This is a genomic window from Acidobacteriota bacterium, from assembly GCA_030697165.1.
Taxonomy (GTDB): domain Bacteria; phylum Acidobacteriota; class Vicinamibacteria; order Vicinamibacterales; family UBA2999; genus 12-FULL-67-14b.
Window position 1 is genome coordinate 1 of record JAUYQQ010000002.1, and the last position, 26,814, is coordinate 26,814.

At 65.2% G+C, this 26,814-nt stretch carries 26 protein-coding genes and 2 rRNA genes; 15 read left to right on the plus strand and 13 right to left on the minus strand.

What is annotated here, in order from left to right; all coding sequences use genetic code 11:
• Both Q8T13_01345 and rrf read left to right on the plus strand, forming a co-directional pair.
• Positions 1-979 (plus strand): 23S ribosomal RNA (locus tag Q8T13_01345); the annotation flags it as partial.
• 250 nt (positions 980-1,229) lie between these two features.
• Positions 1,230-1,346, plus strand: a 5S ribosomal RNA gene (rrf, locus tag Q8T13_01350).
• Between the two features lie 102 nt (positions 1,347-1,448).
• Here the strand turns inward: rrf and Q8T13_01355 are convergent.
• Positions 1,449-4,721: a hypothetical protein gene (locus Q8T13_01355; GenBank protein ID MDP3716395.1), complete on the minus strand. Its 3,273-nt coding sequence runs from the start codon at positions 4,719-4,721 to the stop codon at positions 1,449-1,451.
• Between the two features lie 45 nt (positions 4,722-4,766).
• Positions 4,767-5,408 (minus strand): hypothetical protein, encoded by a 642-nt coding sequence (locus Q8T13_01360; GenBank protein MDP3716396.1) that lies wholly within the window; start codon positions 5,406-5,408, stop codon positions 4,767-4,769.
• Positions 5,409-5,508: 100 nt separating this feature from the next.
• On the opposite strand from Q8T13_01360, the gene Q8T13_01365 reads away from it, so the two are divergent.
• Positions 5,509-7,284, plus strand: a complete 1,776-nt coding sequence (locus Q8T13_01365; protein MDP3716397.1) for a M48 family metalloprotease — start codon at positions 5,509-5,511, stop codon at positions 7,282-7,284.
• Positions 7,285-7,328: 44 nt separating this feature from the next.
• On the opposite strand, the gene Q8T13_01370 is transcribed toward Q8T13_01365, so the two are convergent.
• Both Q8T13_01370 and Q8T13_01375 read right to left on the minus strand, forming a co-directional pair.
• Positions 7,329-8,288 (minus strand): ATP-binding protein, encoded by a 960-nt coding sequence (locus Q8T13_01370; GenBank protein MDP3716398.1) that lies wholly within the window; start codon positions 8,286-8,288, stop codon positions 7,329-7,331.
• A 7-nt stretch (positions 8,289-8,295) separates the two neighbouring features.
• Positions 8,296-9,267, minus strand: a complete 972-nt coding sequence (locus tag Q8T13_01375) for a polysaccharide deacetylase (GenBank protein ID MDP3716399.1) — start codon at positions 9,265-9,267, stop codon at positions 8,296-8,298.
• A 95-nt stretch (positions 9,268-9,362) separates the two neighbouring features.
• On the opposite strand from Q8T13_01375, the gene Q8T13_01380 reads away from it, so the two are divergent.
• Positions 9,363-10,424, plus strand: a complete 1,062-nt coding sequence (locus Q8T13_01380) for a histidine kinase (protein ID MDP3716400.1) — start codon at positions 9,363-9,365, stop codon at positions 10,422-10,424.
• A gap of 13 nt (positions 10,425-10,437) precedes the next feature.
• A complete protein-coding gene (locus Q8T13_01385) occupies positions 10,438-11,730 on the plus strand; it encodes a S41 family peptidase (GenBank protein ID MDP3716401.1) in 1,293 nt (430 codons plus the stop codon).
• Between the two features lie 91 nt (positions 11,731-11,821).
• Here Q8T13_01385 and Q8T13_01390 read toward each other — a convergent pair whose 3' ends face one another.
• Entirely contained in the window at positions 11,822-12,919 is a 1,098-nt protein-coding gene (locus tag Q8T13_01390; protein MDP3716402.1) for a tRNA-dihydrouridine synthase family protein, read from the minus strand.
• 28 nt (positions 12,920-12,947) lie between these two features.
• On the opposite strand from Q8T13_01390, the gene Q8T13_01395 reads away from it, so the two are divergent.
• Complete coding sequence (locus tag Q8T13_01395) at positions 12,948-13,829, plus strand: TraB/GumN family protein (protein ID MDP3716403.1); 882 nt, start codon at positions 12,948-12,950, stop codon at positions 13,827-13,829.
• A gap of 14 nt (positions 13,830-13,843) precedes the next feature.
• On the opposite strand, the gene Q8T13_01400 is transcribed toward Q8T13_01395, so the two are convergent.
• Positions 13,844-14,446: a DNA-3-methyladenine glycosylase I gene (locus Q8T13_01400; protein MDP3716404.1), complete on the minus strand. Its 603-nt coding sequence runs from the start codon at positions 14,444-14,446 to the stop codon at positions 13,844-13,846.
• Positions 14,443-15,369, minus strand: a complete 927-nt coding sequence (locus tag Q8T13_01405) for a polyphosphate kinase 2 family protein (protein ID MDP3716405.1) — start codon at positions 15,367-15,369, stop codon at positions 14,443-14,445. Before Q8T13_01405 ends, Q8T13_01400 begins: the two co-directional genes overlap by 4 nt.
• A 58-nt stretch (positions 15,370-15,427) precedes the next feature.
• Here Q8T13_01405 and Q8T13_01410 point away from each other — a divergent pair, with 58 nt between their 5' ends.
• A complete protein-coding gene (locus Q8T13_01410; protein ID MDP3716406.1) occupies positions 15,428-16,732 on the plus strand; it encodes a class I SAM-dependent methyltransferase in 1,305 nt (434 codons plus the stop codon).
• On the opposite strand, the gene Q8T13_01415 is transcribed toward Q8T13_01410, so the two are convergent.
• Positions 16,722-17,057: a cupin domain-containing protein gene (locus Q8T13_01415; GenBank protein ID MDP3716407.1), complete on the minus strand. Its 336-nt coding sequence runs from the start codon at positions 17,055-17,057 to the stop codon at positions 16,722-16,724. The two genes, Q8T13_01410 and Q8T13_01415, sit on opposite strands and share 11 nt — an antisense overlap.
• On the minus strand, positions 17,054-17,836 hold the full coding sequence (locus Q8T13_01420) for a class I SAM-dependent methyltransferase (GenBank protein MDP3716408.1): 783 nt from the start codon (positions 17,834-17,836) through the stop codon (positions 17,054-17,056). Before Q8T13_01420 ends, Q8T13_01415 begins: the two co-directional genes overlap by 4 nt.
• A gap of 29 nt (positions 17,837-17,865) precedes the next feature.
• Between Q8T13_01420 and Q8T13_01425 the strand changes: the two genes are divergently transcribed.
• Entirely contained in the window at positions 17,866-17,988 is a 123-nt protein-coding gene (locus Q8T13_01425) for a hypothetical protein (GenBank protein ID MDP3716409.1), read from the plus strand.
• Here Q8T13_01425 and Q8T13_01430 read toward each other — a convergent pair.
• The gene (locus Q8T13_01430) at positions 17,985-18,386 is read right to left on the minus strand and encodes a DsrE family protein (protein MDP3716410.1); all 402 of its coding nucleotides are present in this window, start codon (positions 18,384-18,386) and stop codon (positions 17,985-17,987) included. The two genes, Q8T13_01425 and Q8T13_01430, sit on opposite strands and share 4 nt — an antisense overlap.
• 41 nt (positions 18,387-18,427) lie before the next feature.
• Complete coding sequence (locus Q8T13_01435) at positions 18,428-18,577, minus strand: DUF1059 domain-containing protein (GenBank protein MDP3716411.1); 150 nt, start codon at positions 18,575-18,577, stop codon at positions 18,428-18,430.
• A 76-nt stretch (positions 18,578-18,653) separates the two neighbouring features.
• On the opposite strand from Q8T13_01435, the gene Q8T13_01440 reads away from it, so the two are divergent.
• A complete protein-coding gene (locus Q8T13_01440) occupies positions 18,654-19,427 on the plus strand; it encodes a bacterial transcriptional activator domain-containing protein (GenBank protein ID MDP3716412.1) in 774 nt (257 codons plus the stop codon).
• Positions 19,428-19,498: 71 nt separating this feature from the next.
• On the opposite strand, the gene Q8T13_01445 is transcribed toward Q8T13_01440, so the two are convergent.
• A complete protein-coding gene (locus Q8T13_01445; GenBank protein ID MDP3716413.1) occupies positions 19,499-21,250 on the minus strand; it encodes a serine hydrolase domain-containing protein in 1,752 nt (583 codons plus the stop codon).
• A gap of 167 nt (positions 21,251-21,417) precedes the next feature.
• Positions 21,418-21,879, minus strand: a complete 462-nt coding sequence (locus Q8T13_01450) for a thioesterase family protein (GenBank protein ID MDP3716414.1) — start codon at positions 21,877-21,879, stop codon at positions 21,418-21,420.
• A 30-nt stretch (positions 21,880-21,909) separates the two neighbouring features.
• Between Q8T13_01450 and Q8T13_01455 the strand changes: the two genes are divergently transcribed.
• The 6 genes from Q8T13_01455 to Q8T13_01480 all read left to right on the plus strand — a co-directional run bounded on the left by Q8T13_01455 (position 21,910) and on the right by Q8T13_01480 (position 26,632).
• On the plus strand, positions 21,910-22,677 hold the full coding sequence (locus Q8T13_01455; GenBank protein ID MDP3716415.1) for a class I SAM-dependent methyltransferase: 768 nt from the start codon (positions 21,910-21,912) through the stop codon (positions 22,675-22,677).
• A gap of 75 nt (positions 22,678-22,752) precedes the next feature.
• Complete coding sequence (locus tag Q8T13_01460) at positions 22,753-23,502, plus strand: YebC/PmpR family DNA-binding transcriptional regulator (GenBank protein MDP3716416.1); 750 nt, start codon at positions 22,753-22,755, stop codon at positions 23,500-23,502.
• On the plus strand, positions 23,499-24,044 hold the full coding sequence (ruvC, locus tag Q8T13_01465) for a crossover junction endodeoxyribonuclease RuvC (protein MDP3716417.1): 546 nt from the start codon (positions 23,499-23,501) through the stop codon (positions 24,042-24,044). Before Q8T13_01460 ends, ruvC begins: the two co-directional genes overlap by 4 nt.
• Positions 24,041-24,634 carry a Holliday junction branch migration protein RuvA gene (ruvA, locus tag Q8T13_01470; protein MDP3716418.1) on the plus strand — a complete coding sequence of 198 codons (594 nt, stop codon included), beginning with the start codon at positions 24,041-24,043 and terminating at the stop codon, positions 24,632-24,634. Before ruvC ends, ruvA begins: the two co-directional genes overlap by 4 nt.
• Positions 24,635-24,641: 7 nt before the next feature.
• Positions 24,642-25,640 (plus strand): Holliday junction branch migration DNA helicase RuvB, encoded by a 999-nt coding sequence (ruvB, locus tag Q8T13_01475; protein MDP3716419.1) that lies wholly within the window; start codon positions 24,642-24,644, stop codon positions 25,638-25,640.
• Positions 25,637-26,632 carry a beta-ketoacyl-ACP synthase III gene (locus Q8T13_01480; GenBank protein MDP3716420.1) on the plus strand — a complete coding sequence of 332 codons (996 nt, stop codon included), beginning with the start codon at positions 25,637-25,639 and terminating at the stop codon, positions 26,630-26,632. Before ruvB ends, Q8T13_01480 begins: the two co-directional genes overlap by 4 nt.
• Positions 26,633-26,814 lie beyond the last annotated feature (182 nt).

Below are 26,814 nucleotides of genomic sequence, written 5' to 3' on the forward strand. Positions count from 1 at the left end.
TCCTAAGGTAGCGAAATTCCTTGTCGGGTAAGTTCCGACCTGCACGAATGGCGTAACGATTTGACCGCTGTCTCAACGATGAACGCTGCGAATTTGTGGTACCGGTGAAGACGCCGGTTGCCCGCCATAAGACGAAAAGACCCCGTGCACCTTTACTGCACCTTAGTAGTGAATGTTGACGACGTATGCGCAGCATAGGTGGGAGACTTTGATCCCAGGCTCTCGGGCTTGGGGGAGTCACCAGTGAGATACCACCCTTACGCCTTCGACGTTCTAACTGAAACCCATTATCTGGGTTCAGGACACTGCTAGGCGGGTAGTTTGACTGGGGCGGTCGCCTCCTAAACTGTAACGGAGGCGCACGAAGGTTCGCTCAGGCTGTTTGGAAATCAGCCATAGAGTGCAAAGGCATAAGCGAGCTTAACTGCGAGACCTACAAGTCGAGCAGATGCGAAAGCAGGTCTTAGTGATCCGGTGGTCCCGCATGGAAGGGCCATCGCTCAACGGATAAAAGGTACGCCGGGGATAACAGGCTGATCTGGGCCAAGAGTTCACATCGACGCCCAGGTTTGGCACCTCGATGTCGGCTCATCGCATCCTGGAGCTGTAGCAGGTTCCAAGGGTCCGGCTGTTCGCCGGTTAAAGCGGTACGTGAGCTGGGTTTAGAACGTCGCGAGACAGTTCGGTCTCTATCTATGGTGGGCGCAGGAAATTTGAGAGGATCTGACCTTAGTACGAGAGGACCGGGTTGGACGGACCGCTAGTGTACCAATTGTCACGCCAGTGGCATCGTTGGGTAGCTAAGTCCGGAAGGGAGAAACGCTGAATGCATCTAAGCGTGAAACCCACCTCAAGATGAGATTTCCCTGGACGCAAGTCCCTGAAGGCTCCAAGTAGACCACTTGGTCGATAGGTCGGGTGTGGAAGCGTAGCGATACGTTCAGCTAACCGATACTAATCAGCCGTGAGGCTTGACCATTTATTCACTTCTTTTGATTGTGAATGTGTGGTCAAAAAAAGCTATCGATTGCAGAATATTCGTCCGCCTTCGCCGCTCACGCGGCTTCGGCGGACAGCTTGATGTCTCGATTGATCGAATTGCTTAGAAATTCTAGGTAGCGATCGAACGATTGATTCATCAAGTCACAATATGCTCTGGGATGACTTGATTAGCGTGATCCGCGGCTCGCATGCCGCGCCCGCTGAACGAGACCCCAGGCACCAAGTTTCCCGGTGGCCATAGGAGCAGGGTCACACCCGTTCCCATTCCGAACACGGAAGTTAAGCCTGCTACCGCCGATGGTACTGCCCGCGCAGGTGGGTGGGAGAGTAGGTCGCTGCCGGGGATTAATTACTCTAGTCCGCCCTCCGGGCGGACGGCGGCTCACGCCGCATAGAGCTCTCAGCCCAAGTCCAAATGACTTGGGCTTTTTCTTTGTACGCCTGGCCTACTTTCCATCGATGCAGGCCTGCAACGCCGCATCACTAGGTTCCGTTGGTCCGTTGATCGCAGCGCAGCCAGCCATGCACTTCTCCCCGATGGGCACGGTCCAAAGTGTCTCGCCGAATACGGCATCCAGTCCCTCCAACGGTGCCCCGTCGGGTCGAAGTCCTTTTCGTGCCGCGCGCAACCAAATCACATACTCCTTGAGCTTGGCCAGCGTGTGCATGGCGCACGGACCTGACGCGGCCTGAGGCGGCGCCGGCGGTGGTGGTGCCGGTTCCTTTGTTTCTGGCAGTGTCACCTCTTCTGGGTTCTCGATCTTCTGTTCCGGCGGCGCCTCGGCGACCGGCTTGCCGACGAGGAAGGTCCGCGATACCTGCATCCCTCCCTCGATCTGGACGGTCACGCGCACGTAGCCGTTGTAGTCGGCGGGCGCGACGTAGTTGGTCCGCCCTCTTCCGCCGGCATCAAGCGGGATTGATCCGTCATCGGTATGGCCAGGGGTGGCGCGAATGGCAACCCGTCGGCCCGAGAGCCTCAACCCCGGCGCCCGCACCGCCACACCAATCGCGGCCTGCGCCCCCGGCTGCATCGTCGCCGGCACGTTGATGTCGATCGTCGCCTCGCTGAGCAGTTCCACTTCCTCCATCTGTTTCTGAAGCAGCATTTCTTCCAGCCGCCGCGTCTCCTCGACGTTGCGCCGGTTCTCCTCTTCGAGTCGCCGGCGAGCGGCGTCCTGCTGCCGCGCCAGCTCGGCCTGCTGCCGGCGGACCGCCTCGTCCTCGGCCTGCTTCTCGCGTTGCAGTGTCTGCCAGCGCTCCTCGGCACTCCGCGTGGCTGGGTCCGGTTCGGCCGACTGCTCTTCCGCCTGCTTCGCCGCCGCCGCGGCTCGGGCCGCGCGTTCACGGGCGGCCTCCTCTTTTGCCGCCTTCTCCCTGGCGGCGGCCTGCCGCTCACGCCGCTCGTCGAGCTGCTCCTTTGCCTTGCGCGCGGCCGCCTCCGCCCGCGCCTTGGCCTCGGCCTCGACCCGCTTCGCCACCGCGGCGCGCTCGCTCTCGATGCCTGCTTCACGAAGACCCGCCAGGAATTCGCGGCTCTGTGTCGCCTGCGCATCGAGCGCCTCGAACATGCGGTCCTCGAAGCCTGTCATGTCGGCGGCCCGCGCACCGCTGTCGCGGAAGAAGTCCCGGATCATCTCGCGAAGCGCCGCCTTCGAATCGTTGGGGTCCACACCGCGGGCCCTAAGCGGACCACGATTGCGCTGCGCATAACGCTGCACATCCGCCCACAGCGTGATTGGCCGCGCCTGCATCGTCTGGTAGAACGACACGTTGGCCGTGGGGTCGAGTTGGCTCCGCAGGAACGGATCCTGCGCCGAACGCCAGATGGCGTTGCCCACCACCTTTGACACTTCCACGAGTGCGGCGATCGTCATCGCCGCATTGGCGCCGGCCGTGACCCCGCGCCAAAGCAGGCCCCGCGCCTCGGCCGCGAGTCCGATCGTCTCGACCAGGTACTGATAGACCATCCCCACGGCCACGTCAGACGCCGTGGCGGCCGTGCGTTGCACGAACACTTGCGCCGCCGCCAAGTTGCCGCCCCGGTCATACGCCTTCATGGTCTCGGTGACGATGCCGTCGAGGGCACCGCTGAGGGCGACGGCGATCAGCAGGCGGTCGCCGGCGCGGATGAGCCCGCCGCCGGCGTAGCCGGGGTGGTACTCGGCCGAGGGCTCGAGGCCGGTCTTCTTCGCCGCCGGCGGCAGCGCCTGGTCGAGCGCGCTGTTCAGGGCCTGGCGCGCCCGGACCATCGCGTCGTGTGCATTGTTCATCACCTCCGCGAGCGCCGACGCGTTGGTGACGAGGGCGTTGCCGGCGAATCTCGGATCATTCACGAGCCGCGCCCGCGTCTCGGCCGGCAGGAACCGGAAGCTGTCCAGCAGGCCGAGCCGCTTCTGTTCCATCAGGTTCTCGCGCGCCGCCTTCAGCATGTCGGTCTTCTGCTCGACCGAGGCCGTGCGGTACTGATCCAGCCACGTCTGCGCATTCGTGTCACCCTGCCGAAACCGGCGGTTGTGCTCGTCCAGCAGCGCGCTGTCGCTCATCGCTTTCGTGCGCTCGATGTCGGCGAGCTTCGCGTCGAGCGTGGTCACCATCCCCTTGTTGAAGATGTTCCTCACGACCTCGTCCTGCTGCTGCAGCGCCGTGTTCAGCGCGATGTCTCGCGGCCGGCCTTCCTTCAGCATGCGGTCATACGTGGCTCTCGCCTGGTGGTTCTTCGGGAGGCTCTGGACGGCCCTTTCGAGGTCGCGCGTCTGGTAGATGCGCCGCGACAGCTCAACGGCGGCACGTTCGTCCGGGGTCAGTGCCGATCGGTCGGCCAGCTCGATGGCATCGGCGGCGCGTACCACCCGCTTGGCGTCGGACGTGTCCCGGAGTGTTCCAAACAGCTCCCGCTCGTTGACCACCACGCCGAACGCACTGGCCTCGGTGACCTTGGGCGCCGGCCAGCCACGCTTGTCGTAGAGTTCGTCGACCGGCGTCGTGCGCAGTTCGCCCGTGACCGGATTGGCGCGCAGTTCGCCGGTTTCCGGGTCCACCTCGTACGCCACGCCGCGCCGGTAGTAGTCCTCGCGCACGGCGTCGATGGCGTCGCCCTTCGAGGCCTCCGGGTTGGCGTGGCGCGCCTCGCCCTGCCCGATCCGCTCGGCCTGATTGGCGTTGAGGCCCTTCCTTTTCTCCGTATCCCGGATCACCGGCGACTCGTCCAGGTTGGCGGGGAATGGGTTGATCTTGAACAGGTTGCCTTTCTCCGTCATCGGAATGCCGAGGTCCGCCATGACCTTCTTGGCGATGTCGGCCGCGGCCTGCGAGGCTTCAGCGTCGGTGCCCCGCAACTGGAAGTCGAGATCCGCGGTGCCGGGCGTGAAGCCCACACCCTCCTTCCCTGCGGTGCCACCCAGTTCGATCGAGATGAGACGGCCCTTCAAGTTTGGGTCGGCGGCGACTTTCCGCGCGGTCTCCTTCATCACGCGCTCAGCCATGTCCTTGCGGACGTCATAGGCCGTGCGGGCGGACTTGCTCTTGGGGTCCGGCAGGTCCTTGATGACGTCGAAGGCCATCTGCGCGGTGTCGCCGGTCATGAGCCGCTGGGCCTCGGCCTTGTTGCCGCTTTCGAGCGCAACCAGCAACTGGTTGGCGAAATCACCCTCTTTGATGAAGTCACTCCTGGACTGACCGCGGACTGGCGCGCCCGCCACCGACAGGGCGAGTGCCATGAGAAGGCTGAGGATGGGAAACCGTCGCACAGTGTCCCCTCGCGGCTATCCGCCGGGCCGCTTGAGCGGTGACAGCAGCCGTTCGATCGCGGCGTTGCGATCGAAGCCGGTTGGCACCGGTGCGGCGGTGGGTGCCGCTCCGCCGGCGACGGCTTTCGTGGCGGCGGCGTGGTCGAGAATCGCGAAGCCGGTGAACACCCGGTCGAATGCCGTCGCCAGCTTGGCGAACGCCGCCTTCGGCGCCGCTACCGTGAAGCGGTAGTACACCTGGCTGCGCTCTTCGTACTCACGCGGCACGAGCACCATGCGGTACCGCGTGGTCGCATCCTCGAAAACGGCGAACAACGCCGCGCGATCGAGGTAGACGTCGAACGAACTCGAGACCAGGGTCTGGCCCTTGGCCGTGCCGATGGCCGCCAGCGCCTTGGCCAACGTCTCGGTCACGTCCGTCGGCGCCGATTCCCGGGTGACCATGACGGTCGCCTTCACCTGCGCGTTGTCTGTCCGGGCCATGGCCGCCGCCGCGCCGGCCGCCGCCGCCGCGCTCCAGCCTGCCGGCACGGACAACGAGAAGCCCTGTTCGTGATTGAGGATTGGCTTGGGCGCCGCGGCCTGGCCAAAGCCCGGCCGGGCCAGGACGACGACCACGACAACCGCCGCCAGCGCGGCATGGAGGGACACCCGCATAGGTCACCTCTCGAGGATCTTCGATGGTCAAGGAAGCAAGGCCGGTGCCACGATCCGTGGGCACGCCGCTTGCTCAGCATCAGGCAGGAAGGGGACCCCCATGGCTACCCTGATCACCCGCGCCGCCATCTTGCTGCTGATCGGAGCCCTGCTGGCGCCGGTTGGCGCCGCCGCGCAAGTCAAGCTGTCGAAACAGGAGCGGGAGGCGGCCGAGGCCCGGACCGCCTACGACCGGGGCCTGGTCTTCTTCGAGCAAGGCGCCCATAAGGAGGCGGAAAAGGAGTTCCGCAACGCCGAGAAGAAGACCGACGACAAGAATCTCGACTACGTATTCGCCGCGGCCTTCAATTATCTGAAACTGCATCGCCCCGACGATGCGCGCAAGCGCTACGAGCGTATCTACAAGAAAGACCCGACCAATACCCGTGCGCTGGTGGGAATGGCCGCCTCGTACGAAGAGGCCCAGAACTACCGGGAAGCGGTGAAGATCTGGATGCGATACGCGCGGATGACTCTGCCGCCGGCAGAGGGCCAGGAGGCGGCGGCGTTGCTGCGGTCAGCCCAGGAGTTGTTTGCGGCGCACTACGAGATTGCCGAGAACCCGGCGGGCGGCGCGCCAAACCTGGCCACGCCGCAGCAGGAACTGGAATGGGGGCTTGGCGCCGCGAAGGAGATTGCCGCGAGCGGGCTGCCCCTGGTTGCCGACAAGACGGTCAGCGACTACGTGGCGAACCTGTCCCAGGCGCTGGTGAAACGGGCCAAATATTTCCCCACCAACTACGAGCTCTTCGTCCTCGACAGTGCCACGGTGAACGCCGTGACGACGCCCGGCTTCATCTTCGTGTTCCGGGGCATTCTCGAGGCAGCCGAGGACGAGGCGGCGCTGGCCGGCGTGCTCGCCCATGAGATTGGCCATTCGGTCGCCCATCACGCGGCCAAGATGCAGACGCGCGCGGCGCAGGATCAGCAACAGCTTCAGAAATATCGCGAGTCAAACAGCGGGTGGTCGCGATTCATGGCGGGGCTGCTCGAGGGCGGCAACCCGCTCGGTCAGCTCCGCTTCAGCCGGGAACAGGAGGAGCAGGCCGACCGGCTGGGCGTTCACATTGCCTTTGACGCCGGCTGGAATCCCGCCGGAATCACCCAACTCTTCCAGAAATTCGAGTCCATGTCGCCCTCGTCACGCAGCTCGTGGGACTTGATGATGCAGACGCATCCGTTCTCGATCGACCGCATCCACGCCGTCACCGAGTATGCGGCGCTGTTGCCGCCCCGCGCGACCCGCACCAATTCGCCGGAGTTCACGCGCATGAAGGCCCGCCTCAAGGCGCTCCCGCCGCCGCCGGACGCCACGGGCCTGATGCGGCCGATGGCGCCGCCGGTCAAGCCGCCGGCCGCCGCGAGCCGGGTTCGCTCCTGGTCGCTGACGAATGCGCCATTCGAGGGCACCATGCCCGAAGACTGGACCGCCCGGCCCACCGAGTCGGGCACCACGGTGTTCGAGGGTGCCGAGGGCACCGACGCGTACCAAGTCACCGTGGAACTGCAGGTGGCACCGACGTCCGGGCTCAAGGGACTGGCGCTCGCCGACATGGCGGGACGGGTCGCAGCCAACCTCAAGGAGCGGCCACGGGCCCGGGTTGAAGCCCCTGTGCCAGACCGCACGCCAGGGGGCCAGCCGGTGCTGCGGATTGCCGCCGCGTATGGCGTTGAAGACGAACAGGGGCGGATCGTCCCGGTGCGCCACGTCTCGGCGGTCGTGGAATTTCCCGGCTGGTTCGCGGTGGTGAGCTATTTCGGACCGGAGTCGCACTACAACCGATTCCTGACCGAGGCCGAAGCGATTGCCAACTCGCTGAGCTTCACTGGCCGGTAGCGCTGCGGGGAAATCTCCGCGGGATAGGTGGGGATTAGTCCGCGCTATTTCTCCGTTTCGGCCTCGACCCGCTTCCGCATCATCACCCGCCGGCCCTCGTCCGAGAACTCCACCGTATCCATCAACTCGTTGATCAGGAACACGCCGCGGCCGCTCGACTTCAGGACGTTGGCACCCTCGAGAGGATTGGGCACATCCGCCACCTTGAAGCCAGGGCCGGGATCGCGAATCACGATCACCACCTCGCCGGCGGAGTCGAACGTGACCGAGCATTGCACCTGCTTGGTCGGATCGTTCTTGCAGCCGTGGCGAATCGCATTCGCCAGGCCCTCTTGCAGCGCCAACTCCACCTTCATCACTTCTTCTTCAGGCCAGCCCTTGTTGTGCAGCAGCTCGGTGACGCCGTCCCCAACGGTGGTCATCGCCGCGGGATCGGCCGGGATGGTGATGTTCAGCGCACACGTGGAGCAATAGGGCAGCAGTCCGCCGAGTTTCTCGAGGCCGTCGATCGCGAGCCGCAGCTCGTCGAGCTTGCGGCGCAGCTCCAGCTGGGCTTCGGCCTGACGGCGCAGCGCATTGAGCGCCGCCCGCTGCCCCTCGGTCAGCGTGCGAGGCAGGCTGTCGACCACGCAGATCGTGCCAAGCGGATCGCCGTCACGCGTCAGCAACGGCGCGCCGGCGTAAAAACGGATGTGCGGTTCGTTCACCACCATGGGGTTGTCGCGGAAGCGACGGTCGGTGAGGGTGTCCGGCACCTCGAACAGGCCGGGTTGTTCGATCGCGTGGGAGCAGAACGAAATGCTGCGCGCGGTCTCCTGCACGTCGATGCCGACTTTCGACTTGAACCATTGCCGGTTCTCGTCGACGAGCGTAATCAGCGCGATCGGCGTGCCGCACACCTGCGAGGCCAGCAACGTGAGGTCATCGAACACCTGCTCCGGGTCGGTGTCGAGAATGTGATACGCGTGCAGGGCCTTGAGCCTGGCACTTTCGTTCGCGATCATCCGTGCCTCACTTCGCCGCGATCAGCGGCTTGACGTGGTTGGCAATCTGCTCGTGGGTCGCAAACCACACGCCGGGCTTGCCCTTGATGTATTGGACGAGTTTCTCGAGCATGGCGGTTCGCGACCGATGGCCAATCATATGCGGGTGCAGGGTCAGGAGGTACAAGCCGCCCTCATCGTAGGCGACATCGAACTCCGACTGGAACACCTCGTAGACATCACCAATTGAAGGGTTCGAGCCGTCGGCATTGCTGCCGAAGTACGGCGCATCGTCCAGGATGCGCTCGATCGGTAACTCGACGATGCCGGTCGGCGCCCCGTCCAGCAGGATTTCGTACGCATCGTCGCTCGCCATGAGGCTGCTGTCATACAGGAAACCGGCGGCCTTGACCTGGCCCATGGTCCAGCGGCTGAACTTCCACGACGGCGCGCGGTAACCGACCGGCCGTTTGCCGGTCATCCTGGTCAGCGTTTCAATCGACAGATCGAGCAGGCGCTGCTCTTCCTGCTCGTTATTCAGCAACGGCAGGCGCTCGTGAATCCATCCGTGCACGCCAATCTCGTGGCCCACCGTCAGAGACTGGATCTGCGTGATCATCGCCGGGTGCAGGACCGCGCTGGCGGCGGGAATAAAGAACGAGGCCGGCACCTGCTGGCGATCGAGCATTCGCAGGATTCGCGGCAGGCCGTCGACCGCGCCGTACTCACCTCGCGACAGAATTTCGTAGTCAAGGTTTCCCGTCGAGAGCGCGGCGGTCGCATTATCCACGTCGAACGACAGGCCGACCGCGACCCGCGCGCCATTGGGCCACGCCGGCTTGAGCCGCTTGCCGGCACTGACGTGGAACATCTGGCTCTTGAGCTGATCGATCGAAAGCCGGGTGCCCGGCAGCGGGTCTGGCGGTGCGGCCGGAGCGGTAGCCGGCGCCGGTGAGCATGCTGCCAGGATCACGAGCGCCGCCAGGGGCAGTCGATTCATGGCGGCAGTCTACCCGGTCACCGTTCGTCCCAGCAAAGTCCTGATAACTCGCCCCTGGGACAGGTTGCGGGCAATGCGTCCGCTATCCTGCTTTGATGTCACCCGGCAGTCCCTCTGGTGTTGAAGACCGCATTGCCCGGCTGGTGGTCACACCGCTCGTCGGCATTGCCGTCCCCAACCTGGCCGGGATGATCGACCACTCGGCCCATACCGCTGCCGGACTCGTCGGGGCCTATTTCTGGTTCATGGCGGTCGCCTTCGTTACGTGGGAAGCGAATCTCAAGTTGTACCTGCGGTTCCAGGATCGGACCGCCTGGTTGACGCGGCCGTGGCACCGCGTGCGGCTGTTGGTCGGCCTGATCTGCCTGTTCACCATTCCGTTCACGGTGCTGTCGTTGTGGGGCTGGGCCGCGGTCAGCCACGACCCGCGCGCCGACTGGCGCTCGGTCGGCATGGCCGTGCTCGCGATCGTGGCCGCGGTCATCTTCATCACGCACGTCTACGAAACGTTGTTCCTGGTGCGCGAGTGGGAGAGCGACCGCCTGCGCAACGACCGCCTGCAGCGGCTGAACGTCGAAGCGGAGTTGCTCGCGCTCAGGAGCGAGGTGAACCCGCACACGCTGTTCAACAACCTCAACGCGCTCAGCCACCTCGTCGAGCAGCGCAATCCACGCGCCTCAGCGTTTGTCGGCGCGCTGGCCGGCAGTTACCGCTACCTATTGCGGACCGGGCCGAAGCGGCTGGTTTCCCTGGCTGATGAGCTGGCGTTGCTCGACCAGTTCCTGGCGCTCGTCACCATTCGCTATGCGGATGGGCTCACCGTAAGCGTTCACGTCGATGCGCAGGCCGTCCATCGATGGCAGTTGCCGCCGGTCGTGTTACCGGAATTGCTCGAAAATGCAGTGAAGCACAACGAGTGCTCAGCCGATAACCCGTTGCAGATCGAGGTCCGCCTCGAAGGGGACCGGCTGACGGTGTCGCACGAGAAACGGCCCCGGCCGACCGGCGTGTCCTCGACCGGTGTCGGCCTGGAGAACCTGGCGCAGCGATTCCGCCTCACCACGGGCGTCGCGGCGAGGTGGGCCGACTCGGGCGGGCGGTTTATCGTGACACTTCCGCTCTTGGCAGATCCGGCGCAGACATTGCAGAATGGGTAGGCAAGGTAATCAAATGCAGCGGATTGTGTCCTCTCTCGCGGTCGTCTGCTCGCTGCTCTGTCCCTGGACGGCGTCGGCGCAAGGTGGCCCGAGCAACTGCTCGGTGGCGTCGCAGAACCTGTACGTCCGTGATGTCCTGAACTCCTTCTACTACTGGTATCCGCAACTCCCGGCGAACGTCAGCCCCACGTCGTTCACCTCGCCCGAGGCATATCTCGAGGCGGTTCGCTACCGGCCGATCGACAACACCTACAGCTACATCACGTCTGCGGCCGCCAACGACGCGTTCTACAGCGACAGCCAGTTCATCGGCTTTGGCATGTCCACGAAGACCACGAGCACCAGCCTCCTGATCCTGCAGGTGTTCGACGACAGCCCGGCGCTCGAGGCCACTCTGGAGCGCGGCGACCGCATCACCCAGATCAACGGACAGTCGGTGGCTGCGATGAACGCGGCCGGCACCATCGGCGGCGCCTTTGGCGCGTCCGAGATTGGCGTGGCCTCGACGATCGTGTTCGAAAAGCCGAACGGCGACGTCCGCACGGCGCAGATGGTCAAGCGGCTGGTGACCATTCCCACGGTCTCGCTCACGCGCGTCGTCGAAGTGGATGGGCGCCGCGTTGGCTACCTGTTCTTCCGCAATTTCGTGAGGCCATCCGAGGCGGCGCTGAACGACGCCTTCGCGGCCCTGAAGGCGGCAGGCGCGACCGAACTGGTGCTGGACCTTCGCTACAACGGTGGCGGCCTGGTCGACATTGCCGTGCACCTCGCCAGCCTGATCGGCGGTGTGCGCACCAGCGGCCAGGTCCTGCTGAACTACGTGCACAACGACCGCGTGGGACCCACCTACGACAAGACGACGCGCTTCACCAATCCTGAGCACGCGCTGAACCTGTCGCAGCTGGTGGTGATTACGACGCGGTCGTCGGCATCGGCCAGCGAGCTGGTGGTCAACTCCCTGCGCCCGTATATGCCGGTCGCCGTGATTGGCGATACGACGTTCGGCAAGCCGGTCGGCCAGTACGGATTCACATTCTGCGAAAAGGTGCTGGCGCCGGTGTCGTTCTCGATCAAGAACGCCCTCAACGAAGGCGACTTCTTCAGTGGCATTGCGCCGACCTGTGCCGCCGCTGATGACAGCACCCACCAGCTCGGCGACGTGGCCGAAAGTTCGTTTGCCGAAGCGTTGACCTACCTCCGAACCGGTGCCTGCTCGCCGCGCGCCCAGGCCGAAAGCCGCAGGTTACGGGTGGCCGACGATCGCCCACGGGTTTCGGCCTGGCAATCGCTGCTCAACGCCTGGTAGGTGTCGAAATATCTAACAAGAGGTAAAGAGATCAGGAAGACGTATTCAAGAATTCCTTGAGCCCCTGATCTCTTGATCTCCTGTTGACCTCTTAACCCTCCGTTTCGACCAGCTCGGGATCGCGGTCGCGTCCGCGCGACTCCACCACCACCGCCTCTGGCGCCTGCGCCGGATCGATCTGGCGCTCGTGAACCAGGCAATCGGTCAGGTAATCGTGGGCGGCGCCGTCGGCACGCGCGAGCAATGCTTCGAGTGGTGTGCGCAGGTTCAGGTCCTGTTCGCGTGTCTGCAGGCCCGGGAAGGTGCCATCGGGCCGGCGCCGGAGATAGCGATGCCAGAAGTCGGCGTGCCAGCGCGTGAACTGCGTCACGCGCTCGAGCCCGTAGGCATCCGCGCCCCAGTGCTCCTTCGCCAGAGCCACGTAGCGTCGATAGATGGCCACGCGGTCCTCGCCAGACAGGTCGAGGTAGCCCTCGCCGATCTCACGAAACAGCCACGGCTTGATCAGCACGCCCCGCGCGCTCATCACGCCCACGCAACCCGAGCGGGCCTTGGCCTCGGTGATGTCGCCGGGAAACAGCACGTCGCCATTACCCACCACCGGCACTGAGACCGCGGCCACCACCGTGCCAATCGCATCCCAGTCGGCGGCGAAGCGGTAGCGGGCATTGCGCGTGCGGCCGTGCACGAACAGCGCGTCGGCGCCGCCGTCCACCGCGGCCTTTGCCTGGTCCACGACGTTGCGCATCTCGTCGTTCCAGCCGAGGCGCAACTTTACCGTCACCGGGATCTTCGTCACCGCCTTCTTCATGGCTTCGACGATGCGGCGGATGCGGGCGGGCTGGCGGCCGAGCGCCGCGCCAATACCCTTGTGGGTGAAGTGATCAATCGGGCAACCGCAGTTGAGATCCACCAGGTCGGCGCCGCGTGCCTCGACGAGCGCTGCCGCCCAGCCAAGCTCCTCTGGATTGGTGCCGGCCAGCTGCACGCCGAAGAACGGCTCGCCCTCGAACTTGCGAATCAGCGCGAACTCGCCCTTCTTGCGCTGCTTGAGTCGCCGCGCCACGGTCATCTCGCTGATGGTGACCCGCGCGCCCATTTCGACACACAGCCGGCGGTACGGCAGGTTGGACCCCTTGGTCATGGGCGCCATCACCACCGCCCCGGTCAGCACTTCACGAAGGTCCATCCGCACCATGTTAGCCTTTGGCATGGGGATGGTGCTGAGGACAATTCTCGCGGCGGTGGTGGCGGCTGCCCTCGCCAGTGGCGTGGCCACCGCGCAGGACGCCAGGAAGCACTTCCTGTGGAAGGTCGAAGGCCCGGGGGCGTCGGTGGCCTACCTGCTTGGCTCGTTGCACGTGCTGACGCCCGAGTTCTATCCGCTGAGCGCCGACATCAACAAGGCGTTCGCGGCCTCGCGGACGCTGGTCGAGGAGCTGGACCTCGACGAGCTGAACGACCCGGCGCAGATGATGAGCGCGCTCAGCAAGGCCATGCTGAGCGATGGCCGCACGCTCGACCAGATCGTCGCGCCGTCAACCTTCGCCGAGGTGTCGAAGCGCGCCGAGAAGGCGGGCTTGCCGATGATGGCGCTGCAGCGCATGAAGCCGTGGCTGGTCGCCATCACGCTGATGGGGCCGACGCTGCAGGCCGCCGGCTTCAAGGCCGAGCTCGGCGTCGACAAGCACTTTTTCGACCGTGCGAAGGAGGCCGGCCTGAAACGGCAGGCGCTCGAAACGCTGTCCTACCAGCTTGATCGCTTCGATCAGCTCTCGCCGAGATTGCAGGAGGACATGCTGATTTCCAGCATGAAGGAGCTCGACACGCAGGTCGGTAATGTCAGGGAGCTGGCGCAGCAATGGGCCGCCGGCGACGTGAAGGCGCTGGAGGCGTCGTTGCTGGTTTCGTTCGAAGGTTCGCGCGAGCTCTACGACCGGCTGCTGGTCGAGCGCAACCACAACTGGGTGCCGCACGTCGAGACGTGCCTCCAGCAAGACGCCGGCTGCTTCATCGTCGTCGGCGCCGCCCACCTGGTGGGCCCGGATGGGCTGCCGACTTTGCTGCTGGCCAAGGGCTATAAAGTCACGCAGCAGTAGGGTGCCTAAGGTGCCTAAGGTGCCGTGGGGCGGTTCACTCGGGCACGCGCCTGCTCGACCTCGCCGCGCACGCCGCAGTCGTGCAGGTGATCGTTCACCAGGCCCATTGCCTGCATGAACGCATAGCTGGTGGTCGGACCCACGAACGACCAGCCCCGCTTCTTCAGGTCCTTCGACATCGCGATTGACTGCGGCGATGTCGTCATCTTCATCAGCGCCTCGCGCGTCATCTTGCGCGGGCGGTCGGTGGCGGCCGGCTCCCACGACCAGAAGTACGCCGCCAGCGACCCCTTCTCCTCGATCAGCGCCAGGGCCCGCTTCGCGTTGTTGATAGTCGACTCGATCTTGCCGCGATGACGAACGATGCCGTCGTTCTTCAGCAGGCGCTGGACGTCCCGTGCGGTAAACCGCGCGACCTGGGCAGGATCGAATCCGCTGAAGGCCGTCCGGAAGTGCTCGCGCTTGCGGAGAATGGTGATCCAGCTGAGGCCCGCCTGGAAGCCCTCGAGGCAAATCTTCTCGAACAGCCGCGTGTCGTCGATCACCGGCCGGCCCCACTCATCGTCGTGGTACCGGACGTAGAGCGGGTCTTCGCCTGGCCACGAGCAGCGTTTCATTTCCTGCGGGCCTTGGCCGCCTTGGCCTTCACAACCTTCACTTCGGCCTCGAGCGCCGCCTTTACCTTGAGGAGTTCGGCCTTCACCTTGGGGTCGGCCGACGGGAATCGGGGATCCAGCGTCTCGATGGTATCGACGATGGTGGCGGCGACGGCGAGGCGCGTGAACCACTTGCGGTCGGCCGGAATGACGTGCCACGGCGCCCATGGCGTTGAGGTGTGGCGAATGGTGTCTTCGTAAGCGTGCATGTACTTGGCGAAGTGGGCACGTTCGCTGACGTCGGCCAGCGAGAACTTCCAGTGCTTGTCGGCTTCTTCAAGCCGGTCCAGGAACCGCAGCCGCTGTTCTTCTTTCGAGACGTGCAGGAAGAACTTGCGGATCACCACGCCCTGGCGCGACAGGTAGCGCTCGTAGGCGTTGATGTCTTCGTAGCGTTCCCGCCAGATGTTCCGGGTGACGAGCTTCGGCGGCAGCTGTTGCCGCGCCAGGATGTTCTGGTGCACCCGCACCACCAGGGTTTCTTCGTAGTACGACCGGTTGAAGATGCCGATGTGGCCGCGGCGCGGCAACACGCGCGAGTTGCGCCACAGGAAGTCGTGGTCCAGCTCTTCGCTGGAGGGCGATTTGAAGGAGTGTACTTCGCAGCCCTGCGGGTTGACGCCCGACATCACGTGCTTGATTGTTCCGTCCTTGCCGGCCGCATCCATGGCCTGGAAGATCAGCAGGACCGACCAGCGGTCTTGCGCGTACAGGCGCTCCTGCAGGTCAGACAGGCGCCTGACGCTGTCGGAGATCAGTTCGTCGGCCGTGTCCTTGAACGAGGCGCCCCAGGCGTCGTTGGGTTGGACGCTGGCCAGCCGGAACCGAGCGCCGCTGGTGACGCGGTAACGGGCTGCGATGTCGTGATACGCGGGGGTCTTCACGCTGTGAATGGTAATGCAGGTCGGCCGCGGCGCGAGGATGGCATAATGCGGAGCCCACGTGTCGCTGAAAGACCTCGTCATCCGGACCTTCTGGGGCGATCGGTTCTATCGATCGGTGCTGCAGCCCTTCGACCGCTACCTGGTGCCTCCGCTTCCGGCAGGGTCGTTCGATCCTGCCGATGTTCCGCTGAACAAGGTGTGCCGGGTTGGCGACGCGGCCAACCCACTGTGGCGGCGGAGCTATGCCGACCTCGGCTTTGCAGACGACCCGCAGGTGTTTCACCGCAAAGTGTGGGAGTTCAACCAGGCCCTGTACGGCCTGCGGCGCTTGCGCCGGCTCGCGCCGGCGGCGACGGCGCTCGGCATCGGGTGCGGTCACGAGGAATTGATGTACTTCCTCGCCAACCGGATTGCCCGCGTCATTGCCACCGATCTCTACGAGGGCACCTGGATTGGCGGCGAAAGCGATGCCGACGTCCTGGCGCACCCGGCCAAGTACGCGCCGTTCAAGTACCGCGAGGACCATCTCGAGGTGAGGCGCATGGATGGCCTGGCGCTCGATGCCGAGGCCGGCACCTGCGATTTCGTGTTCTGCCTGTCCTCGATCGAGCACTTCGGGCGGCTCCAGGACAAGCGCCGGGCGCTCCAGGAGATGTTTCGGGTGCTCAAGCCCGGCGGGGTCGCCGTGGTGACGACGGAAGTGGTGCTCAATCGACTGGGCCGGGGCGCCCAGTATTTCCCGGCACCGACATTGTTCGCGCTGGTCGGCGAAGCCGGCTTCACGCTCGATGGGACGCCCGACCTCCGGATTGAATCCGAGTACGCGGGCCGTCCGCTCGCGCTGCCGATGGACACGTTCGTGTCGCCGCACGTCGTGCTGCGCAACTTCAACACCATCTATACGTCCGTCGCATTGTTCCTGATGAAGCCCCCCGGACCCGATCCCGCGCGGGTCGCGGTGACCGGCGACGAAGTGGCCACCGTGCGGGAACCGTATCGCTATGCCGCTGGCATTGCGGTCGATGGTTTGGTTCCGCCAATCACGCCAGGCCAACCGTTTACGCTGCCGATCACGATCCGCAACACTGGCGACGCCACGTGGTTCACCGGCTCAAAGAGCCACTGCGTGCGCATTGGCGCGTCGTTCGTGACACGTGACGGCCGCAACCTGACCGGAGAGGCGTTGCGGTTTGAACTATCGGCGAACGTGCGCCCTGGTGAACTGACTCGAGTCGAACTGTCCCTGGTCGCGCCAGATGCCGATCCGGGCGGACTGCTTCTGCACGTGGGCCTGGTCAAGGAGATGTACTTCTGGTTCCGCGACCAGGGATCACTCGACCTCGTGATACCGCTTACGTTCTAACGGGCGCGGGTGCGAGAATGGCGAGCACCAGCAACCGCGACTCGCCGGTGTTTCTCACCCCGTGTGGCACACCTTCGGGCGCCACCAGCAGATCGCCCGCGACCATCGGCAGCTCCTGCGCCTCGAGCAGGAACACGCCTTGGCCTTCGAGCACGTGATAGACCTTGTCCTGTCCCGCGTGCGCGTGCAGCTTGTGCTCCTGGCCCGGCTCGAAGGCGTTCAACCCGACCAGCAGCCTCGCCGACTCGAAGAGGGTCGTCTTGCCCATCTTGCCGTGGGCGTACCCGGCGTGGTCGGCCGGCCGAATCACCGAAGGGTGTGTCACTGCGGCCTCCGCGCCGAGATGTTCAGGCGCCAGTAGTCGAGGGTGAACGGCGGGTCTTGGCGTGCCGACAGCTCGGTGACGCGATCGATGAACGCCTGCTTGAGCGAGGGATTCGGCAATCGCTCGAGATGCGCATGGTAGATCACGGTGGTGACGAACTCGCGGTAGTCGGCCTCGGTGGCGAGCGTGGTCGGCGCTGCTTCGATGCTGGTCACGACGGTGTCGAAACCGGCGCGCGTCAGGCGCTCGGCCGTGGTCTCGGCGTTGGCGAACTCCCACGGCCCCGGCCAGTCCGAGAAGTACGGCGCAAACGGCTCGGCGGACATCAGTTGTTGAGCCAGCGCATGCGCGCGAACCAGGTTGGGACCGCCCCCACACTGTGCCATCAGCCGTCCACCAGGGCGCAGCGTGGTCAGGATGTTGTTGAACAGCGCCTGGTGATCCTTGACCCAGTGAAAGGTGGCGGTGCTGAAGACGAGGTCAGCCCAGTTCGCGAACGGCAGATCGGGCAACGCCACCTGCACGAAGCCGACCCGCGGGCCGAAGGCGGGCCGCAGGTTGGCGCGGGCGGTCATCAACATGTTCCACGATCGGTCGATGGCGATGAGGCGGCCGTGCGGCAGCCTCGCCAGCAATTCACCGGTCAGCCGGCCGCTGCCGCAGCCGGCGTCGATCGCGCGCTCGTCGCCGTTCACCGACAGGCGCGACAGCACCTTCTGTCCCCAACTGGTCTGGGGGCCCGACACCTTGTGATACGCCGCCGCATTCCACTCCGTCACGCCTCCTAGTGTAGCCTTGCGAGTTGGCGATGTCGTTTCCGGCTACACGGTTGTCGGTCGTCGAGCGCACGCGCAGCGAGGATGAGGAGGTCCGGCGCGTCGCGTGGGCCACGATCGAGGCCTACTGGAAACCGGCGGCATCCCGAACCTAGTAGGTGAACATGCGGTCGTGCTCGAGCGAAAGCTTGAGCAGCACCGCCGGCGGCGCAAACTGCGCTGGCTTGCCATGCAGGTCGGCGGCGGTCAACCCGCGGGCCGTGCTCGACATGCCCGACAGGTAGAATTTCCCGCCGCCTTTGACGATGGCGTCGAAGTGTTCGCGGAGCCGGCCGGTACCAATACCGGTGAGGCCGTCGAGCGTGGCATCGCGCAGGAGCTGGACGGCGTCGCCGGCAAGAAAGACCGACACGGCGTGCCCTTCTTCAAGGGCGGTCCGGGCGACCAGGAAGGCGAGGGCGGCCCGCGTGGCGCTTTCGGGCCCATGCGTCACGTGAACGAGGATCCGGGCCTTCGCCGCGGGCTGGTCACTGCCAGTACCCGCAGGCGCCATTCCGGGAATCAGGCCGAGGGTGAGGGCGAGCATCAGGGGTTTCATGCCGGTTTGGCCATGGCCAGCGCCTGCTCGCGGCTCAAGTCCATCTGGTGGACTTGCTTCGCGTGTGCCTGCGCCTTCGCGATGACTTCGTCGTCTGACGCGCCCTTCAGGACGAACCCGCACGGGCAGTTAATAACCTTGTTCATGTGGTCAGCTCCCTTCGACAGGTAAGATACGCCGCATCCCTTGCCGCAACATTTCGGCAACCTTGGAAAAAGCTTGGTGACGCCGCGCATCTATCTCACGGGCTCGATCGCGATTGAACACGGCGACTGCCTGGTGCCCGAGCGGTCGTTTCCCGGCCGCCAGGGCCGCATTGCCTTCGCCTTTCTGGTGGCGCATCGCCATCGCACGATCCAGCGGGCCGACCTGGCCGGGGCGATCTGGTCCGACAGCGACGCCGGGCAAGGGGACACCGCGCTCGACGCGATTATCAGCAAGCTGCGGGGCGTTCTCAAGACGGCTGGTTTTTCGCCAGACCAAGCCAGCATCGTGGCCGCCTCGGGCACCGTCGCGCTGAGCTTGCCGGCGCACGCATGGGTCGACCTGGAAGTGGCGGCGAACGCACTCGACGAGGCCGAGGGCGCGCTGCGGCGCGGTGACATGGCCTCGGCGTGGAGCCAGGCGAACGTCGCGGTCACTATCGGGCGGCGATCCTTTCTTGCCGATGCCGAGGCGCCGTGGATCGAAGCGCGCCGGTCTGTGCAGCGTGCCACCCTGGTCCGGGGCCTGCAGTGCCTCGCCACCGTCAGTCCGCAGATCGGCGACCCGCTGCTGTCGGTGCAGTACGCCGGCGAGATGGTCGAACTCGAGCCGTTTCGCGAGACGGCCTACCAGCTCTTGATGAAAGCCCATGCGGCGACGGGCGACCGCGCTGAAGCCTTGCGTGTGTTCGCGCGTTGTCGCGAGCTGTTACGTGACGAACTGGGCGTGAGCCCGTCGCCCCAGACCGAGGCCGTGTACCTCGAGATTCTGCGTGCCACTCAGGCTCGTTAGGGACAGTAAGCACCCCAGGCACTTTAGGCACTTAGGCACCCTAGGCACCTTAGGCACCTTAGGCACCCAAATCAATATGCCCACGACCGGAAGGCCAGCAGGCCCCAGGACGAGAGGTAGGCGCTCAACACGAGCGCGCACACTGACACGGTGAGGGCGTAGGCGCGCAGCCAGGGGCCCGCGCCGCGCCGCCAGGCGTCGAGGGTAAAGAGCAGCGACATGATGGCGGTCGCCGGCAGCAGGATGGAACCCACGAAGATCGCGGCGGTCCAGAGGTTTTGGGTGCCGAGGCTGCGGTCGGACACATTCATGATGCCGAGGAGGATCAGCAGCACGCCGGCACTGACCATCAAGAGCGTGCTCTTCATCCACCAGAAGCCCTCGGGCGCGGCGCGCGGCGCATGAACGGCCCACGGAATGAGCAGGGCAAGCGGCGTGAACGCCAGGACGAAGGCCAGCAGCACCGGCCAGCGGATGAGCTCCACCTGCCAACGCGGACGCCGCTCCGCATAGAGAAAGCCGCCGGTGAGCACCATCGTGCCGAGATCATCGGTGGTGAACACCCGGGTCGCGCCGGCATCGGCGTCACTCCTGAACAAGTTCGTGGATACCGGAATCAGGTCCGCCGGGTTGCCGAACACCGGGTCGAGTTGCAGGCCCTCGGCCGTGGCCGTCACGGTGGTTCCGGTCGCCAGCCACTCGAGGAACGCCGCGGCCTGGTTTCGTGGGTTGGCCGGATGGTAGTAGCCCTCGTACCCCTTCAAGACGTCGGCAGGCACGATGGCCCGGGGTTTCGCTGGTGGCTCGACATCGGCTTTCAAGTAACGGACCGCGAGTTGAGAGATGCGTTGCATGGCCTGCGTGGTGTGCGTGGAGTTGAGGAGCACGACGAAGCCCACGTCGCGTGACGTCGAGTACGCGAAGAGCGACTGGAAGCCGTCGATGCCGCCGCCGTGGCCGAGCATTGGGAAGCCCTCGATGGTGGACGCCGCGAACGCCGAACCATAGCCGGTGTGCAGGCCCGCGTCCGACGCCAGCGACGTGCGCGGGTGTTCCATGTTGCTCAGGTATTCCGGATCGATGACCAGCTGTTCTTCGGTCTCGCCCCAGTTGAGCAGCAACTGGACGAACTGTCCGAGTTCGGCCGCTGACGTGTGCAGGTTGCCGGCCGGCCGCAGGTAGATGGGCAGGTAGTCGACGGGCGGTCCGGTCCGGTCGCGGTAGCCCTTAGCCAGCAGGGCTTCGTCCTCGCGAGTCAGGCGGAAGCTGCTGGTCGTCATGCCAATCGGCTCGAAGGTCCGCCGGGCGATGAAGTCTTCGTACGGCTCGCCGGTGATCTTCTCGATCAGGAACCCGGCGACGCCGAACCCGGGATTGGAGTACGCCACGCGCGTGCCCGGCCGCCACCGCACATCGCGCGACCGCGGATTGCGGTGCAGCGCCTCGAGCAGCGGGAGATCGGGGGCGTCTTCGAGGTTGTAGATCTCGTTGAAGCGCATGTCGTCGAACCCCGCGGTGTGCTGCAGCAGGTGAATGACGCGCACCGGACTGCCCGCTTCCCACGGATTGTCGAACGGCACCTCCGAGGCGATCTCCACGATCGGCGTATCGAGGTCGACGTCGCCGTCTTCCGACAGCTGCACCAGCGCCATCGCGACAAAGGTCTTGCTGATGGAGCCGGCGCGGAAATGCGTGTCGGCGGTGACCGGCGTCCTCCGATCGCGATCGGCCAGGCCTACGCCACCGGCCCACTCGACACCCGGCTGGCGCACCAGGGCGACGGCCGCGCCCGGGATGCCGGTCTCGTCCAGCACCTTCTGCACCGCCGCCCGAAATTCCTCGACGCTTCTTGGCCAGGGATCGGCGGGCGATTGCCCGACCAGCACAGTCGATGAGGTTGCAAGCGCGATCAGAAACAGAACAGGAGGCCAAGAGTTCAGGAGCAATTTGCTCAAGTACTCCTGACCTCCTGATCTCCTGTTCAGATTTCTTACGTCCATGGCAGATCGACGGCGCCACGGGCCTGGCGTTCGGCCAGGTCCGGCAGGCCCGAGATCAGTCTCAGCACGTCGTCGGGGAGGTCGCGAGGAGACCAGGTGGAGGAATCCACGCAGGCGACGCGGACAAACCCCTCTGCCAGCAACTGCGCGGTGGCGTCGTCGCGGATCTCGAAGGCGTGATGCAGGCGCCGCGCGTGCTCGACCGTGGTGCTGATGCCAACCCGCACGATCTGACCGGCCCTGGCCGGGGCGCGGAATTTCGAGTGCACTTCCACTCGGGGCATGCCGAACTGATGCGAGTCGAGCAGTGACTGCCGCGAGCGGCCCAGTGACGCGAACAGCTCCTCCTCGGCATCCTCGAACCAGCGGAGGAAGTTCGGGAACCACACCACGCCCGCGGCGTCGGTGTCGGACCAATGCACCTTCTTGCGAATCTGAAAGAAGCTCGACATGGCGTTAACTGTAAACTCTTAGCTATCCGCATGGAAGGTTGGCACGGCTGGGACGAGTACGCCGCGTATTACGACTGGGAGAACGCCCAGACGGTGGGCCGTCGCGACATTGCCTTCTGGAGGCGCATGGCTTCGGCCACGAAAGGCCCGGTGCTGGAACTTGGTTGTGGCACCGGTCGGGTGGCGTTGCCGGTGGCCCGCGCGGGCGCCACCGTGGTCGGCATTGACCGCTCCGAGCCCATGCTCGACCGCGCCCGCAAGCGGGTGAAGCGCGCCCGGCTGCAGGCGCAGGTTCACCTGGTCCGCGGCGACATCCGGTACCTGCCGTTCCCCGACAAGACCTTCCCGCTCGTGATGGCGCCGTACGGCATCCTGCAGTCGCTGCTGGCCGAGCGCGACCTCACCAGGACGCTGGCCGCGGTGTCTCGCGTCCTGACCCGCAAGGGCACGTTTGGCCTGGAGCTGGTGGCCGACCTGCCGGCGTGGGACGAATACACCAAGCGCATCAGCATGCGCGGCAAACGTGGTCCGAATGGCAAGCCGATTACGCTGGTGGAGTCGGTGGTGCAGGACCGGGCCAGGCAGATCACCCGCTTCGAGCAGGAGTTCGTCGAGGGCCGGGGGAAAGGGGCGGTGCGAAAGAAGTTTGGGCTCGCCTTCCGCACCCTGACCGTGCCGCAAATGGTGAGGCGGCTCGAAAAGGCGGGCCTGGAGGTGTCGGCGCTGCTTGGCGATTACCAGGGCGGTCCCTGGGACCTTCGCGCCGAAGTCTGGATCATCCTGGCCCGGCGGGGGTAACATAGCCATTTCCGCCGTGCCGCAGGCAACCCTGAAGGGTTGCCTCCACAGGCATCGGCATTCAGGAGTTACTGCATGTCCGGCCATTCCAAGTGGCACACGATTAAGCACAAGAAGGGCGCCGCCGACGCCAAGCGCGGCAAGATCTTCACGCGCCTGATCAAGGAACTGACCGTCGCGGCCCGCAGCGGTGGCGGCGACCCCGGCATGAACCCGCGGCTGCGCACGATTATTGCGGCGGCCAAAGAGGTGAACATGCCCGCCGACAACATCAAGAAGGCGATTCTGCGGGGCACCGGCGAGTTGCCCGGCGTGATCTACGACGAGATCACCTACGAGGCCTACGGCCCCGGCGGCTCGGCGTTGATCATCGAAACGCTCACCGACAACAAGAACCGCACCGTCGGCGAACTGCGGCACATGCTCGAGAAGCATGCCGGCAACCTCGGCGCCACCAACTCGGTCGCCTGGATGTTCTCGAAGAAGGGCCTGATCGTCGTCGAAAAGGCCAAGGCCGACGAGGAGAAGCTGTTGGGCATTGCGCTCGAAGCCGGCGCCGACGACATGTCGGATGAGGGCGACAACTGGGAAGTGCTGAGCGAACCGGCGGCGTTCGAAGCGGTTCGCGACGCGATCAAGGGTTCGGGCGTCGAGCCGGCCAGCGCGCAGGTGGCCATGCTGCCGGCGAACTACGTGAAGCTCACGGGCGGGCCCGCCAACCAGATGATCCGGTTGATGGATGCGCTCGACGATCACGAAGACGTCAAGCAGGTGTGGTCGAACTTCGACATCGAGGAAAAGGAGATCGAGGCCTCGCTGGCGTGAGAGTGTTTGGCATCGACCCCGGCTCGCAGTGCACGGGCTACGGCTGCGTGGACAGCGACGGCCGGCGCCACCAGCTGGTGCTGTGCGGAGCGGTCCGCGCCGGGGCTGCCGCCACCTTTCCCGAGCAGCTCTCGATCATCTATCGCGAGCTTTCCGCCCATATCGCCGCGCAGCGTCCCGACTTCGTCGTCATCGAAAGCATTTTTCACGCGGTGAACGCGCGCAGCGCGCTGAAGCTGGGCCATGCGCGCGGCGTGGCCATGCTGGCCGCCACCGAGGCCGGTGTCACCGTGGTCGAGTACACCCCGGCAGAGATCAAACGCTCGGTCGTTGGCTACGGCCGTGCGGAGAAGGCCCAGGTCGGGCAGATGGTGAAGCTGTTGCTCGGTCTTGATGCGGTCCCGACGCCACACGATGCGGCCGATGCGCTGGCGGTGGCGATTTGCCACGTGCACGGCGGCAAGGGCACGCCCAAGGGCGCGCCGGCCAGGGGCAGCAAGGCCGAGACCAGCTGGCGCCATTACAAGCCGGCAGCGCCATGATCGCGTTACTGCGCGGGCAAGTGTTCGAGAAGCATCCCAATCGGTTGATCGTCGATGTGGCCGGGGTTGGGTATGACGTGCAAGTCCCGCTGTCCACCTTTTATACCGCCGGCGATCCGGGCAGCGAGATCGCGTTGCGCATCCACACCCACGTGCGGGAGGACCAGCTCGCGCTCTATGGCTTCGCGACCGTCCTCGAGCTGTCGATGTTCGAACGGTTGATTGCCGTCAGTGGCATCGGCCCGAAGCTGGCGCTGTCGGTGCTGTCAGGCATCGAGACCCGAGACCTGGTGGGTGCCATCCAGCGCAACGACCTGGCGCGGCTCACCGGCATTCCCGGCGTCGGCAAGAAGACGGCGGAGCGCATGTGCGTGGAGCTGCGCGATCGCCTGCCGAAGGCCATGGTCGCGAGCGACGCGACGCCGTCGCCCGGCGACACCCTGCGCGACGACCTGGTGTCGGCGCTGACCAATCTCGGCTACCATCGGCAGGCCATCGACAAGTCACTCGACAAGCTCGTGAGCGCCACCGGCGACCAGCGTTTCGAGGATGTACTGCGTGCGGCGCTAAGGGATCTCTCCCGTGCCTGACGAGCGCCTGACAACGCCCTCGCGGGTGGCCGAAGACGCGCAGGATGAAGCGGGCCTGCGCCCGCGGCGCCTGGACGAATACATCGGCCAGGACCGCATCCGGGAGCAGCTCCACGTGTCGATCACCGCGGCAAAACAGCGCGGCGAGCATCTCGACCACGCGCTGCTCTACGGCCCGCCGGGGCTGGGGAAGACGACCCTGGCGTACGTGATCGCCAACGAGCTGGGCGTGCCGATCCGCACCACCTCGGGACCGGTGATCGAGAAGCCGGGCGATCTCGCCGGCATCCTGTCGAACCTGCAGCCGCGCGAAGTCCTGTTCATCGACGAGATTCACCGCATGTCGCCCGCGATCGAGGAGATCCTCTATCCGGCCATGGAAGATTTCGAGCTCGACATCGTCATTGGGCAGGGCCCCGGCGCCCGTTCGGTGAAGGTGCCGGTCGAGCCGTTCACGCTGATTGGCGCGACGACGCGGGCCGGGCTGCTGACCTCGCCGCTGCGCGCGCGTTTCGGGATCGTGCACCGGCTGGATTTCTACGATGCGCGCGACATCGAAGAGATCGTTCGCCGCTCGGCGCGGATTCTCGACGTGCCGATGGACGAGGCGGCGGCGAAGGAGATCGCGGGGCGATCGCGCGGTACGCCACGGGTGGTGAACCGCCTGTTGCGCCGGGTCCGCGACTACGCGCAGGTCCGGGCAGATGGCCGCATCACCGTGGCGGTGGCACGTGCCGCCATGGCCCTGCTTGATGTGGATCAGTACGGGTTCGACGAGAGCGATCGCCGGCTGGTGGTGACGATCATCGACAAGTTCAATGGCGGCCCGGTGGGTCTGGGCAGCCTGGCCGCGGCGCTCAGCGAAGAGGCCGACGCGATCGAAGACATGTACGAGCCGTATCTGATCCAGATCGGCTTCCTGGAACGCACGCCGCGTGGCCGCATTGCGACGGCCCGCGCCTATGAGTATTTCGGGCGCACCATGCCCGGGAGGGGGTTGTTTTGAACGTCCGCCGAGTAGAGATCAAGAGCCTGGCCACCTACGTGCCGCCACGCCTGTTGACCAACGCCGATCTCGAGAAGCTGGTCGACACGACCGACGAGTGGATCATGCAGCGCACGGGTATTCGCCAGCGCCACATCGTCGATCCGGGCGTGGCGACGAGCGACCTGGCCGCCGAGGCCGCCAAGGAGGCGATCCGGCGGGCGGGCCTGACGCCGGATGACATCGACCTGATCATCGTCGGCACGGTGACGCCCGACATGTTGTTTCCGAGCACGGCGTGCCTGGTCCAGCACAAGATCGGCGCGTCTCACGCGTGGGGCTTTGACCTGTCGGCGGCGTGCTCGGCGTTTACCTACGCGCTGACGGTGGGCAGCCAACTGGTCGCCGCGGGCAACGTCAAGAACGCGCTCGTGATTGGCGCCGACGTCATGACGAGCATCATTGACTACACCGACCGGGCGACCTGCGTGCTGTTCGGCGACGGCGCCGGCGCCGTCGTGCTGGCGCCGTCGTCGGATCCCAATATCGGCATCCTCGACTTCGAGCACATGATCGATGGCAGCGGCGGCGCCGCGCTGTGCATGCCGGCCGGCGGCAGCCGCAGGCCGGCTTCGCACGAGACGGTCGATCAACGCCTGCACTACGTGAAACAGGACGGCCAGACCGTGTTCAAGTTCGCCGTGCGCAACACCGGCGAGATCTGCGAACGGCTGCTCAAGCGCAACAATCTCACCGGAGATGACCTTGACCTGTTCGTATCTCACCAGGCGAACAAGCGGATCATCATGTCGGCGGCCGAACGCATCGGGATGCCTGAAGAGAAGGTCGTGATCAACATCGATCGCTTCGGCAACACCACCGCCGCCACGATCCCACTGGCGCTCAACGACGCCGTTGAAAGCGGACGGCTGAAGAAGGGCAACCTGATCATGCTGACATCGGTCGGGGCCGGGTTTACCGTGGGTTCGCTGCTGGTTCGCTGGGGTCTTTGAGGCTTCGACCCAATTATTCTTGCAAACCGTTGCTTGTGCCCAAACGGGACATTGACTGCTGTAATAGCCTGCAGTCTAGCCATAAATATAAGCGAACTATACGCTTATGTGAAATGTTCTGTTTCGGGAAATAAGAACTGTGTCTCAAGAACAGACACTATTTGCTAAGTGTAAATTTGAGA